Genomic DNA, 13021 nt, shown 5'->3' with positions numbered 1-13021 from the left:
CCGGATAACGCATGGCCGGTAACCGCGTAACGCGTTCTGAGTGCCTGCGCCTGCTGACGGGCGGCGCATTGGGGGGCTGGCTTGCCAGCCTCCCGTCCGCCGCCCGATCGGCGCCCGTGTACGACTTCTGGTTCACCCGCCTGCGCTACGACTCCGGGGACTGGGACGTTGACCAGCGGATGCCGTCCAACATCCTGACCTCGCTAATCGACTACACCAACCTGCGGGTCGATCCGCAGGAGCGGGTGGTCCGGCTGTCGGATCCGGCGATGCTGACCGCGCCGTTCTGCTATCTGGCCGGCCACAAGCTGGTGGAGTTCAGCCCCGCCGAAGCCGCCAATTTCGAACGCTATGTGCGCAACGGCGGCTTTGTCTTCGTCGATGATTGCAACCACGATATCGACGGCCTGTTCGCCCGATCGTTCGAGCGCCAGATGACAAAGCTGTTCGGCGCCGAGGCCCTGCGCAAGCTGCCCAACGACCACGCCATCTATCGCAACTTCTTCAAGTTCGACGGCCCGCCCGCCACCAGCTTCGAGCTGAACGGCTGGGGCGACGATCTCGTGCATGACTACCTCAAGGGCATCGAGATCGGCGGGCGCCTGGGCCTGCTCTACAGCAACAAGGATTATGGCTGCGAGTGGGATTACGACTGGCGCAACAAGCGCTTCCTGGCTGAAGACAACACCAAGTTCGCGGTCAACATCGTGCTCTACGCCCTGACCGCCTGATCCCGCCTCTCGCCTGCTCGGAACCGCGATGACCCAGACCCCCACCGAAGCCGATATTGCGCTCAAGCTCGAGCGCCTGGGCCAGTTGCGCGCGGCGATCGGCCAGGCCATCGTCGGCCAGGACGAGGTGGTCGAGCAGTTGCTGATCGGCCTGCTGGCCGGCGGCCACTGCCTGATCGAGGGCGTGCCGGGCCTGGGCAAGACCCTGCTGGTCCGCACCCTGGGTCAGGCGCTGTCGCTCGACTTCCGCCGCGTCCAGTTCACGCCCGACCTGATGCCCAGCGACATCCTCGGCACCGAGGTGCTGGAAGAGGATCACGGCACCGGCCACCGGCACTTTCGCTTCCAGCCGGGCCCGGTCTTCACCAACCTGCTGCTGGCCGACGAACTGAACCGCACCCCGCCCAAGACCCAGGCGGCCCTGCTGGAGGCCATGCAGGAGCACACGGTCAGCTATGCGGGCGTCACGCACGCGCTATCAGAGCCGTTCTTCGTGCTGGCCACCCAGAACCCGCTGGAACAGGCCGGCACCTATCCCCTGCCCGAGGCCCAGCTGGACCGGTTCCTGCTCAACATCCGGGTCGGCTACCCCACGGCCGAGGAAGAGCGCGCGATCCTGGCCCTGACGACCGGCGGCGCCATCGCCGCGCCGGCCCCGGTGATGACCGGACCCGACATTGTCGAACTCCAGAAATGGGTGCGCCAGGTGCATGTCGGCGAAGGCCTGCTGACCTGGATCACCGCCCTGGTCCGCGCCAGTCGTCCCGGCCCCGACGCGCCCGCCGCCGTCCAGACCTATGTCCGCTGGGGCGCCGGCCCGCGGGCCGGCCAGGCCCTGGTGCTGGCCGCCAAGGCGCGGGCCCTGCTGCACGGACGGCTGGCGGCCACCCGGGCCGACGTCGTCGCCCTGGCGGCGCCGGTCATGCGCCACCGCATCCTGCTGTCGTTCGCGGCCGAGGCCGAGCGCAAGACCACCGACGACGTGGTCGCCGCCCTGCTGGCCGCCCTTCCGGCCCCGACGCGGGACTGATCGCGGCGCATGTCTCCGTTCGACCTTCCTCCCGACCTGCGCAGCCGCCTGCGACGCCTGTCGCTGGCGCCCCGCGCGGCTGCGGTGCTGGCGGGCGACGGGATGCACGCCAGCCGCAATCGCGGCGGCGCGATGGAGTTCGCCCAGTACCGCGCCTATGAGCGCGGCGACGACCTGCGCCGGATCGACTGGAAGCTCTACTCCCGGTCAGACCGCTTCTTCGTTCGCGACGCCGAACGCGAGAGCCCGGTGGCGATCTGGATCGTCCTGGACGCCAGCGCCTCGATGGGCCAGGCCGATGTGGCCCGCCCCGACTGGTCGCGCTTCGACGCTGCCCGGCGCCTGGCCGCCGCCGTCATCGAGATCGCCCTGCAGCAAGGCGACCGGTTCGGCGTCATCGTCGCCCAGGCGCAAGGGGCGCTGGTCCTGCCGCCGTCCAGCGACAAGCGTCACCGCGACCGCATCCGGCTGACGCTGGGTCCGCTTCGACCCGGCGGCGTTCCGGCCTGGGAGCGAGACGTGCAAGCCCTGGGCGAGCGCATCGCGCCCGGCGACATGGCCCTGTTCGTCACCGACGGCTTCGACGAGGCCTGCGTCGCGGCCGCCGAGCGCCTCGCCGCGTCCGGTCGCGACGTGTCGTTCATCCAGCTGCTGACCGCCGACGAGCGCGACTTCCCGTTCGACCGCAGTCTTCGCTTCCGCGATCCTGAAGGCGACGCCGAGCTGGCCGGCGACGGCCGGACCCTGCGCGAGGATTTCCTGATGCGCTTCGCCCAGGCCCGGGCCGAGCTACGCGCGCGGCTCGAAGGCCGGGGCGTCCGCTATGTCGAGCACTTCATCGACCAGGATCCGGACCAGCCCATCCAGAAGCTGTCACAGCCGGCGCCCCAGCGATGACGCCGACCCTGCTCCTGCCGGCTGCCTTGGGCGTCCTGATCGCGATCGCGGTTCCTCTGGCGATCCACATCGCGCGGCGGACCGAGACCCAGACCATCGACTTCGCGGCCCTGCGCTGGCTGAACCCCAACCCAAGGCCCGTGCGACGCCTGCAGCTCGATGAGCGGGTGCTGCTGGCGGTGCGGATCGCCCTGATCGTCGCCATCGCCCTGCTCCTGGCCCGTCCCGTGACGCGCCCCCCGGGCGATGACCGGCCCGTGGTCGCGGTCTCGCCAGCTGTGAACCTCACGGACGTCCCCGACCGGGGCGAGCGCCGGGTCTGGCTCGCGCCAGGCTTTCCGGGTCTCGACCGCCCCGCGCCGGCCTTGCCGACGAACCCGGCCAGCCTCATCCGCCAGCTCGACGCCGAGACGCCCGCCAGGACGCCGATCGCCGTGGTCATGCCGCCGGAGCTGACCGGTGTCGACGCCCAGAGGCTGTACCTGTCGCGCAAGGTGGACTGGCGGATCACCGCATCGTCACGCCGCCCCGAACCGGTCGTCGCGCGCGCGCCGCCCGCGCTGAGCGTACGCTATTCCTCGGATGGCGAGGACGCTGTTCGCTACTTCCGCGCGGCGGCGACAGCCTTCGCCGAGCCCGGCCAGCCGCCCGCCTTTGACGCCGCCCCTGTCGACCGCCCCCTGCCCCGCAACGCCCGGTATCTCGTCTGGCTGTCCAGCGCGCCGATGCCTGCGACCATTCTGGACTGGATCGAGGACGGCGGCGTGGCGCTGCTGGCCCATGACGCGCCGTCCCCGGTCGAGGGCGGGCAACGGGTGACATGGCGCAACGCGACCGGCGAACCGCTCGCCAGCGCAGGTCGCTTCGGCAAGGGGCGCGTGCTGCGCCTGACCCGTCCCCTCGAACCCAGGGCCATGCCGGCCCTGGTCGAGTCCGACTTTCCGGCGGCCCTGTGGTCCCTGCTGGACCCGCCGCCGGCGCCCGATCGCGTCGCTGCGGCCGACTATGCGCCCACGGTGCGCGCGACGCCCGGCGCCTCGCCCTATAATCCCCATCCCGTGGACCTGCGTCCCTGGCTGGCCGTGGCCATCGCCGCGCTCTTCGCGGTCGAGCGCTGGCTGGCCACCCGGCGGCGGCGGCCGGTCGCCGCATGATCGCCGCGCTCTCCCACCACCTGCGGGCCGCCCGCCAGCGAAGCCTGCTCGACACGATCGCCGTCGGACTGCCGCTTGTTCTGGCCCTCGGCGCCGCGACCTGGCGGCTGGTCGGCCTCGGGGCGGCGTTGGCCACGATGACCCTCGGGGGCCTGGCGCTGGGCTGGACGGCCTGGAAGCGTGCCCGACGCTTCGACCCTGCCTGGCTGACCGCCGCCCTGGACGCCCGCGCGCCCGGCCTTGAGGACAGCAGCGATCTCCTGCTCCGCGCGCCGGGGAGCCTGGAGGGCCTGGCGGCCCTGCAGCAGGCGCGGCTGCAAACCCGGCTGACCGAAGCCGCCGCCCTCGATCTGCGCCCCGACTGGTCGCGCCGCTGGATCGCCTGGACCGCTGGCCTCAGCACTGTCGCGATCCTGGCCATCATGCTCTGGCCCTCGGCGCGCGAAGCGGGCGGCGGTGTCGGCGGCGTTCGATCGGCCTCGCCCCTCAGCGCGCCCAGGATCGCCGGCGCGCGGTTGCGCGTCACGCCGCCTGCCTATACCGGCCAGCGCCCGTTCGAGCAGAGCAGCCTCGACGTGCGCGCGCCCGCCAATTCACGCGTTGAGTGGGCCGTGAACCTCGTTCCCAGCCCCGGCGCCGCGACCCTGAGCTTCCCGGGCGACGCGCCCCTTTCCCTTCGTCGACAAGGCGGGCGCTGGCTCGGCGACCGGGTCTTCGCGCGGTCGGCGCTGTATCGGATCGAGGCCCCAGGCCTGCCCCGCCAGCGCCTGCATCGGCTTGAGATGATCCCTGACGCCGCGCCGGTGGTGCGTGTCCTGACGCCAGACAGCGCCCTGACCCTCACTGCCCCCGGCCAGATGCGCTGGGCGCCCGTGTTCGAAGTCCGCGATGATTATGGTGTGGCGGCCGCCGCCCAGTTGCGCGTGACGATCACCAAGGGCGAGGGCGAAAACATCACCACGACCGAGCGGACCCTGCCCCTGAGCGGCCGGGGCGACGCGCGGCTCAAGCGTTTCGCCGCCGACCTCGACCTGACGCGCGAAGGCCTCGAACCCGGCGGCGACATGATCGTCCAGCTGGTCGTCAGCGACAATCGCGCGCCCGCGCCCCAGACGGTGGAAGGTCCCAGCATCATCCTGCGCTGGCCGGCCGCCATGGGCCTGGCCGACGGGCTCGAGGGCATGGCCCGCCAGATCCTGCCGGTCTATTTCCGCAGCCAGCGCCAGATCATCATCGACGCCGAGGCCTTGATCGCCCAGCGCAGCCGGATCACGCCGGACACCTTCCTCGACCGGTCCAACGGGCTGGGCGCCGACCAGGCCCAGCTTCGCCTGCGCTACGGCCAGTTCATGGGCGAGGAGGCCGAGGGCGGCGGCGGCGGGCTGTCCATCCCGACCAATGACGCGCCCGCGCTGGACCTGCCGACGAACGACGGCCCCGCATCGGCGCCCGCCAAACCCGAACCCCAAGAGAAACATAGTCACGACGACGGACACGACCATGGCGCCGAGCCTGCGACCTTCGGCGAGATGGGCGACGTGGTCGCCCAGTTCGGCCATGCGCACGACACCGGCGACGCCTCCACCCTGTTCGATCCCGGAACACGCTCGACCCTGGCTCAGGCTCTGGACGCCATGTGGGACTCCGAACGCGCCCTGCGCCAAGGCAAGCCCAGGGACGCCTTGCCTCACGCCCATCGGGCGCTGGACCTGCTGAAAACCGCCCAACAGGCCAAGCGGATCTTCCTGGCGCGCGCGCCGTCGAAGATGCCGCCGGTCGATCTGTCCCGCCGCCTTACGGGCAAACGCGACGGCATTGTTTCGGGTCGACTTGTTCCGGCGACGCGCGATCCCGGCGACACGCCGGCCGTTGAGGCCTGGCGCACGCTGGGCCAGACCCAGCCCGCAGCGCCCCTGCGCCTGGACGCCCTGGCGCGCTGGGTGAGCGCCAACCAGAAACGCCTTGCCGATCCCCTGGCCCTGTCAGCCCAGATCGACACTGTTCGCAATGAACCCGGTTGCCTCGACTGCCGTCAGAAGCTGCGCGCACTTCTATGGGCGGCGCTGGAGCGACCGCCGGCCGGCGTCCTGCGTCGCGCCCCGGCGGACGCCCGCGGCCGCCGTTATCTGGACGCCCTGCGATGATCGGCGATCTCCAGATCTGGACGGCGGCCCTGATCGCCGTGGCCGTCGTCGGCGGCGTGGTTCGACTGGCGTTTCGGCGGCGATCGGCGGCGGAGGCGGCGCGCGGTCCTGCATGGCGCTTCGCCACGCTGGCCGGCCTGCAAATCCTCGCAGGCGTCTTTCTGTACCTGACGCTCTTCCCTCCTTCGGTGGGGACATCCCCCGGACGCCTGGTAATCGTCACAGGCGGGGCGTCGCCGACGCTGCGCGCCGCCGGTGACGTGGTTGTCGCCCTGCCGGAGGCCGGCGCGGCGCCCGGCGCCATCCGCGTTCCCGATCTCGGCGCGGCCCTGCGCCTCTATCCGCAGGTCGGACGGCTGCGCATCGAGGGCGAAGGCCTGACGTCTCGCGACCAGATCCCTCTGGACCGGCCGGCGGAGTTCATCCCCGCGCGGGCGCCCAGCGGCCTTGTCGACCTGACCTTGCCCGGTCCGGTCGCCCCCGGCGCGCGCTTCAGCGTGGCGGGCCAGATCGGCGCGCTGACGTCAGGCGTAGTCGAACTGCTCGACCCGGCCGGCGCGATCGTCGACCGCGCCGAGGTGAAGATCGGCCAGCGCTTTGGGCTGTCGGCTTCGTCGCGGGCTGCTGGGCTGGCGCTGTTTGATCTGCGCCTGAAGGACGCGGCGGGCCGGCTGGTCGAGCACATCGAGATCCCGATCCAGACGCGAGCGCAACGACAGCCTCGCGTCGTCGTCCTGGCGGGCGCCGCCAGCCCTGAAACCAAATATCTCCGCCGCTGGGCCCAGGACGCAGGCATCGCGCTGAGCGTCGAGATCGATGTCGGCGGTGGCGCGCGTCTGGGCGATACACCGACACCGCTGACGCGAGCAGATCTGGCTGAGGTCGATCTCGTCGTCGTCGATGATCGCCTCTGGGAGACCCTGTCGATCGGGGAACGGGCCGCCCTCGGCGGCGCCACGCAGGATGGTCTTGGTCTGCTGCTGAGACCCACGGGGCAGCTCTCCGACACCACCCAACGCGAATGGGGCGGGCTGGGGATGGCGAACATCGGTGGCGACGATGCGCGAGCCTTCCGTCTCGGGGGATCGGCCCTGCCCGTCGCGCTCGCGCTCAACCGGCTTGGCCTGGTCCAGACCGGGCGAGACGACGTGCCGATGATCCGGGATACGGCCGGCGCCGCCCTCGCCGCCTGGCGTCCGCGCGGCCAGGGCCGGGTGGGCCTGTCGATCGTGGCCGACAGCTATGCTCTGACCCTGGCCGGCCACGGCGACCGCTATGGCGAACTGTGGAGCGAGCTCTTTTCGACCCTGGCGCGTCCTGGCGAGCCGCCGGGCGTGCGCCTGGACGGCATCGCAAGGCCGGGTGAGCGCGCGGCGCTGTGCCCGGTCACCCAGCAGGTTCGCGTCGTCGACCCCGAGGGCGTCGAAAGCCAGCCGCGTCTGGATCCGGCGACAGGGTCCGCAACCTGCGCCGCCTACTGGCCCCGCCGGTCTGGATGGCACCGGATTGTGGATGGCGATGTCGAGACGGCTGTGTACGTCCACCCGGCCGATGCGGCCCCGTCGCTGGCCCAAAGCGCCAACCGGCAGGCGACGCTGGAGCGGGTGCAAGCGGCTGCCGGGCGCGGAACGGGGGCGGTCGCCTCGGCTTCCGGATCGCCCTGGCCCTGGGCCGCGGGTCTGCTCGCCGTGCTGGGTTTGCTGTGGTGGCTGGAGCGACGATCGGCGCAGGGTCGGCGGCTCGCCGGGCGCTAGGGGCGTTTCGCGCCAACACGCTCGCGGCAGACAAACAGTTCAAGGCGACGCAAGCTGTCGGCGGCTGACGTCAAAGCGTCATGCCAGCCCGCTAGTCGAGGCTGAACCGTTGGAGGCCCTATGCTCAATCTCGTCGTCGCGCTGTTTCTGGGCCTCGCATCCACTGCCCTGGCCCCCTGCCCCAAGGACGACCTCGCCTGCGCGCGGTCGCGGCTGGACGCCGATCTGCGGATGAACGACCTGACCGCCGTGGGCACCCACAACAGCTACAAGCTGGCGATCCCGGCTGACGAGCTGGCCGTCATGGTCGCTGCGCGCGGCCCGGCGGCCCTGGGCATAGACTATGCGCACCGACCGCTGGCCGAGCAGCTGGACGCCGGAGCGCGTCAACTGGAGATCGACGTCGTCGCTGATCCTCAAGGCGGGCGCTATGGGCGCCCCCTGACCGCCCTGGGGACCGGCGCGACCCTGTCGCCCGACGACGCAGCGGCGCTGGCCCAGCCGGGCTTCAAGGTCCTGCACATCCCAGATGTCGACTTTCGCTCCTCGTGCCTGACCTTCATGGCCTGTCTCTCGCAGGTAAAGGCCTGGTCCGGGGCCCATCCTGACCACGCCCCCATCCTCATTCTGATCAATGCCAAGGACGGCCCCGCCAGCTTTCCCGGCGGCGTCACGCCCCTGGCCTTTGACGAAAAAGCCTTCGACGCGCTGGACGCCGAGGTTCGCGCCGTGTTCGCTGAGGCCGACCTGATCACCCCCGACCGGGTGCGTGGCCAGCACGCCACCCTGCGCGAGGCCGTGCTGGCCCAGGGCTGGCCCAGCCTGGGCGCGTCGCGCGGCAAGGTCTTCTTCGCCCTGGATGAAAGTCCCGAGAAGGTGGTGTTCTATCGCGGCGCCCGTCGTTCGCTGGAAGGCCGGGCCATGTTCGTCAACACGGACGAGGCTTCGCCGGCGGCGGCCTATCTGACCCTGAATGATCCGATCGCCCAGAAGGACCGCATTGCCGCCGCCGTGAAGGCCGGCTTCATCGTCCGCACGCGCGCGGACGCCGACACCCAGGCGGCGCGAACCAACGACATCAGCCAGAGCCGCGCCGCCTTGAGCAGCGGCGCGCAATATGTCTCGACCGACTATATCTGGGCCGACCCGCGCTTTGCCGGCGGCTATACGGTGCGCCTGACGGGCGGCGACGTGGCCGTCTGCAATCCCATCCGCGCAGCCGGGCGCTGCGCCGGCCTGGCTCTGGAAGCCCTGCCGGGCGCGCCAGCGCGGGGATCTCGCCCATAAGCAGCGACCGGACCTGACGCCCCTTCCGCCCGGCCGCCCTCTCTGCGCGCGGCCGGGCTACAGGCGAGCGCCCGGCCTGCAACAGCCAACCAGACCGGCGATAGCCGACAGGGCCTCTATGTCGAAGGCGCTTTCCAGAGCGTCGGCGATCTCGTCCAGAGCGGCGTGCACGCGAAGGCTTTGGTCCAATCCATCCGACGCCACGCCCAGCGTTTCCAGAAAGGCCCGCCGCGCCGCGCCCTGGTTGAAGAGACCATGGACGTAGCAGCCCATGATCCGTCCATCGACCGAGACCGCGCCATCCGTGGCGCCGCTATCCATCAGCAGCATCGGACGGTCTGAGCCGATCGTGCGCCCAACATGCATCTCGTAGCCCTCGAAGCGTCCGTCTGCCCCAGCCAGCCGGCCCGAAACGGGAGCCAGCACCTTGTCGCCGGTCAGAATCGTGTCGACCTCCAGAAGACCCAGGCCCTCGACGTGCTCCGGCGGCCCTTCAACGCCATCGGGATCGCTGAGGGTCCGTCCCAACATCTGATAGCCGCCACAGACACCCAGCACCCTCCCGCCGCGCCGAACATGGGCGGCAAGATCGATGTCCCAGCCCTGGGCGCGCAGGAAGGCCAGGTCCGCCAGGGTCGCCTTGGTGCCGGGCACGATCACCAGATCCGCGTCGCCCGGCAGGGCCTGGCCGGGCGGTATGAAGGTGAAATCAACGTCCGGCTCGACGCGCAGGGCGTCGAAGTCGTCGAAATTGGCGATGCGTGACAGCATGGGCGCGACGATCTTCAAACGCCGCCCCTCGCCCGGCCTTGACCGGTCAAGGACCACGGCGTCCTCGGCGGGCAGCGACCGGGCGGACGAGAGCCAGGGGGCCATGCCAAGGTCGGCCCAGCCCGTGCGCCTGACGATCTCGGTCTTCCCGTCATCGAACAGCGAGGGATCGCCTCTGAACTTGTTGATCAGGAAGCCCTTGATCATGGCGCGGTCCTGCGCGTCGAGCACCGCGTGCGCGCCCACCAGGGCGGCGATGACATGGCCTCGATCAATGTCGCCGACCAGAACCACCGGCACGTTCGCGGCGCGCGCAAAGCCCATATTGGCGATGTCGCCGGCGCGGAGATTGGTCTCGGCCGGGCTGCCAGCGCCCTCGACGATCACCAGATCGCATTGCGCCTCAAGACGACGGAAGCTCTCAAGAACGGTGTCGAGAAGCGCGCCCTTCTGCGCTTGATAGCCGCGCGCCTGCCAGGTTCCCGCCATCTTGCCCAGCACCACCAGCTGGGCGCCGACATCGCTCTGGGGCTTGAGCAGCACCGGGTTCATGTCGACGGTCGGCGGCGTGCGGCAGGCCATCGCCTGCAGCGCCTGGGCGCGGCCGATCTCGCCGCCATCCGCCGTAACGGCGGCATTGTTGGACATGTTCTGCGGCTTGAACGGCCGAACGTTCAGGCCGCGATTGGTGAACAGCCGGCACAGGCCCGCGACGAGCACGGACTTGCCGACATCGGATCCACACCCCTGAATCATCAAGGCGGCCAGGTCTGTTCTCCCAGAAAGTGTCCGACGGGGACGCGGCGACCGTCCCTTGTGGGGACAGCCGCCGCGCCACGCTAGGCTCTAGAACCTGGCGCGAACGCCGATGAAGGCACCGCGTTCGGGCGCCCCATAGTTCAGGATGGTCTGGTAGTCCTTGTCGAACGCGTTTTCGACCCGCCCATACACTTCAAGCGTCTCGTTGATCGGATAGGATGCCCGCAGATCGATCAGCGTGTAGCCGGCGACGGCGACGGTGTTGGCTTCATTGTTGAACGTCTTGCCGACATGACGCGCGGCGATGGTGGTGTTCAGACCGACCGGCCAGCGATAGGTCGCCGACAGGTTGGCCAGGTTCTTGGGACGGCGGGTCAACTGCCGGCCCGCATTGGCGCCCGAGGCGTTTTCGGACTCCGTGTAGGCGTAGTTGCCGGCCAGGGTCAGGCGGTTGGTCGCCTCGACCTGGCCGATCAGTTCCAGACCCTTGGCCTGCGTCTTCTGGATGTTCTTGTAGTAGCCGAACCGGAAGACGCCGCCCGGGTTGCACGGGGCGCCGGTGGAGCCGAACGTGCACGAGAAGAAGCGGATCTCGTTGTCGGCCTCACGGGCGAACACCGTGGCCGAGACCCTGGCCTTGCCGCTCAGAAGGCGCTGCTCGACCCCGGCGTCCCAGCTGTCGAACTTTTCGGGGCTCAGGTCCAGATTGCCGTATTCGCTATAGAGCTCGTACAGGCCCGGGGCCCGGAAGCCCTGGCCGAAGCTGGCCCGCAGCACGGTATTGCCCTCGTTCAGCGCCCAGGCGGCCGAGACCTGGCCCAGGGTGTGCTGGCCATAGGTGTCGTGGTCCTCGTAACGCAGACCACCCGTCAGGGTCAGACCCGCAACGACCTCGGCCTGAAGCTGGCCATAGACGCTGTCGACGCCGACACGGCCGTTGCGGAAGGCCGGATTGGGCTTCGTCAGGCTCGGCGAACGGGTTTCCATCCGCGACCGCTCGCTTTCGGCGCCAAAGGAGGCGGTGAGGGTCTCGCTGAGCGCAAAGGCGCCTTGATACTCCCAGCGCTTGTTCCGGCCGGTGGCGTCGAAGGTCAGCGGAACGGCGGGACGCGCCGGATTGATGTTCTCGCGCGCGGTGTCGGTGTAGCCGTAGGCGATCCGATTGGTCCAACGTCCGTCCAGCAGGGCGAAGTTCAGGCCGGTATAGATCACCAGTTCCTCGGTCCGGCCAAACTCGGCGGAGTCGGTGTTGAAGCCGTCAAAGTCGTTCTTGCCGCGCGAATAGACCGAGCGGACCTCGGCCGAGACCGCGTCGCTGAAGGCAAAACGCACCCGCCCCGAGAGGCCGGTGTTTTGATAGCCGTCCTTCTCCTTGCCAGGCCCGTAGGAGGAGAACCCGTCGGTAGTGTAGTAGCTGCCCGCCAGCCGCCAGGTCAGGCGTTCGGCGACCCCGCCGGCTCCGGCCCGGATATAGCCGGTGCCGCGCGCGCCGCCCTCGGCGCTGGCATTGCTCTCAAACGCCTCGGTCGGTTCGGCGGTGACCATGTTGACCACGCCGCCGATGGCCTGGCTGCCCCACAGGGTCGACTGGGCGCCGCGCAGAACCTCAATGCGCGAGACATCGCCGACCAGCAGGTTGCCGGAATTGTAGCCGCCCTGGGTCGAGGACGGATCGTTCAGCTTGACCCCGTCGATCAGCACGACGGTGTGCTGGGTTTCCGCGCCCCGGATATAGAGGCTGGTCGCCGAACCGGGGCCGCCATTGCGGGCGAAGGTGACGCTGGGCGTCTGGGCCAGAAGCTCGACGGCCGTCGTGGCCTGGCTGGCCTTGATGGCTTCCGGCGTCAGAACGGTGATGGACGCGCCGACCTTGTCGATAGGTTGCACCGACCGGGTGGCGGTGACCACCAGCCCCGCCAGGGCCGTGGCCCCGATGGTTCCGGCGACGTCGGTTTCAGGAGCCCTTTGCTCTTCGGCCATGGCGGCCCCGGAGATCAGGATGGTGGAGATTGCGCTGGAGCACAGAAGCGCTCGGATCATGGTCTTTCCCTTTGAATGACCCGCACACGTCCTCCAGCCCCAAACGCCAGGCAGCGCCCACGACCAGAGGCCGCGACGCGGCCTGACTGACATGTCGTTTCGCGGGAAATCCCGTTCGCTCGGCGCACCCCGGCCGGACGATGAACGACTACGTCGGGCAGGTCTCCTGGCTCACGGGTCTAGGCTTGGCGCGTCGCCTTCCCAGGACCGAGGTCCCAGTGGCATGTGACGCGTAAGCTCGCCGCTTACAGTTGCGGGGGCAGCCGGGGTTTTGAACCCCGTTCCCTATTCATCCTCTTGCGAGGAACCTGACGCAAAAGCAGCCCTATAGGTTGCGCCGCACACCGTCAATGCAGCGCTCTGGACGGTCGGAAACGACATGAGAGGCGTCGATAGTCTTCAGATCGAGCGTTCGTCATCCAGGCTGATGGCCAGTCTGCTAGACAGCTCTTGT

9 protein-coding genes and 1 riboswitch are annotated in these 13021 nt (G+C 69.8%); of the genes, 7 read left to right on the top strand and 2 right to left on the bottom strand.

Annotated elements, in window-relative coordinates; genetic code table 11:
* The first annotated feature begins 11 nt into the window (after window positions 1-11).
* The 7 genes from ACW176_RS15630 (at window position 12) to ACW176_RS15600 (ending at window position 8997) form a co-directional block, all read left to right on the top strand.
* Complete coding sequence (locus ACW176_RS15630) at window positions 12-731, top strand: DUF4159 domain-containing protein (RefSeq protein ID WP_419255315.1); 720 nt, start codon at window positions 12-14, stop codon at window positions 729-731.
* Window positions 732-759: 28 nt separating this feature from the next.
* Window positions 760-1761: an AAA family ATPase gene (locus tag ACW176_RS15625; RefSeq protein WP_492109787.1), complete on the top strand. Its 1002-nt coding sequence runs from the start codon at window positions 760-762 to the stop codon at window positions 1759-1761.
* A 9-nt stretch (window positions 1762-1770) separates the two neighbouring features.
* Complete coding sequence (locus tag ACW176_RS15620; protein WP_492109786.1) at window positions 1771-2658, top strand: DUF58 domain-containing protein; 888 nt, start codon at window positions 1771-1773, stop codon at window positions 2656-2658.
* A complete protein-coding gene (locus ACW176_RS15615; protein WP_492109785.1) occupies window positions 2655-3812 on the top strand; it encodes a BatA domain-containing protein in 1158 nt (385 codons plus the stop codon). The genes ACW176_RS15620 and ACW176_RS15615 overlap by 4 nt, the downstream gene beginning before the upstream one ends.
* Complete coding sequence (locus ACW176_RS15610) at window positions 3809-5956, top strand: DUF4175 family protein (RefSeq protein ID WP_492109784.1); 2148 nt, start codon at window positions 3809-3811, stop codon at window positions 5954-5956. Before ACW176_RS15615 ends, ACW176_RS15610 begins: the two co-directional genes overlap by 4 nt.
* Window positions 5953-7710: a hypothetical protein gene (locus tag ACW176_RS15605; protein WP_492109783.1), complete on the top strand. Its 1758-nt coding sequence runs from the start codon at window positions 5953-5955 to the stop codon at window positions 7708-7710. Before ACW176_RS15610 ends, ACW176_RS15605 begins: the two co-directional genes overlap by 4 nt.
* 120 nt (window positions 7711-7830) lie before the next feature.
* Window positions 7831-8997, top strand: a complete 1167-nt coding sequence (locus ACW176_RS15600; RefSeq protein WP_492109782.1) for a phosphatidylinositol-specific phospholipase C1-like protein — start codon at window positions 7831-7833, stop codon at window positions 8995-8997.
* Window positions 8998-9054: 57 nt separating this feature from the next.
* Here the strand turns inward: ACW176_RS15600 and ACW176_RS15595 are convergent, their stop codons facing one another.
* Together ACW176_RS15595 and ACW176_RS15590 are read right to left on the bottom strand one after the other, a co-directional pair.
* Complete coding sequence (locus tag ACW176_RS15595) at window positions 9055-10536, bottom strand: cobyric acid synthase (protein ID WP_492111949.1); 1482 nt, start codon at window positions 10534-10536, stop codon at window positions 9055-9057.
* Window positions 10537-10614: 78 nt separating this feature from the next.
* The gene (locus tag ACW176_RS15590; RefSeq protein ID WP_492109781.1) at window positions 10615-12567 is read right to left on the bottom strand and encodes a TonB-dependent receptor plug domain-containing protein; all 1953 of its coding nucleotides are present in this window, start codon (window positions 12565-12567) and stop codon (window positions 10615-10617) included.
* A 139-nt stretch (window positions 12568-12706) separates the two neighbouring features.
* Window positions 12707-12894: riboswitch (cobalamin riboswitch) on the bottom strand.
* Window positions 12895-13021 lie beyond the last annotated feature (127 nt).

It is taken from the genome of Caulobacter sp. FV1ye13L (genome assembly GCF_058681155.1).
This window is presented reverse-complemented; position numbering and strand designations above follow the sequence as displayed.

Excerpts from the sequence above, each read along its gene's own strand:
- ACW176_RS15615 (WP_492109785.1), top strand. The coding sequence starts at position 2,655 with ATGACGCCGACCCTGCTCCTGCCGGCTGCCTTGGGCGTCCTGATCGCG.
- ACW176_RS15600 (WP_492109782.1), top strand. The coding sequence starts at position 7,831 with ATGCTCAATCTCGTCGTCGCGCTGTTTCTGGGCCTCGCATCCACTGCC.
- ACW176_RS15620 (WP_492109786.1), top strand. The coding sequence starts at position 1,771 with ATGTCTCCGTTCGACCTTCCTCCCGACCTGCGCAGCCGCCTGCGACGC.
- ACW176_RS15625 (WP_492109787.1), top strand. The coding sequence starts at position 760 with ATGACCCAGACCCCCACCGAAGCCGATATTGCGCTCAAGCTCGAGCGC.
- ACW176_RS15590 (WP_492109781.1), bottom strand. The coding sequence starts at position 12,567 with ATGATCCGAGCGCTTCTGTGCTCCAGCGCAATCTCCACCATCCTGATC.
- ACW176_RS15630 (WP_419255315.1), top strand. The coding sequence starts at position 12 with ATGGCCGGTAACCGCGTAACGCGTTCTGAGTGCCTGCGCCTGCTGACG.
- ACW176_RS15610 (WP_492109784.1), top strand. The coding sequence starts at position 3,809 with ATGATCGCCGCGCTCTCCCACCACCTGCGGGCCGCCCGCCAGCGAAGC.
- ACW176_RS15605 (WP_492109783.1), top strand. The coding sequence starts at position 5,953 with ATGATCGGCGATCTCCAGATCTGGACGGCGGCCCTGATCGCCGTGGCC.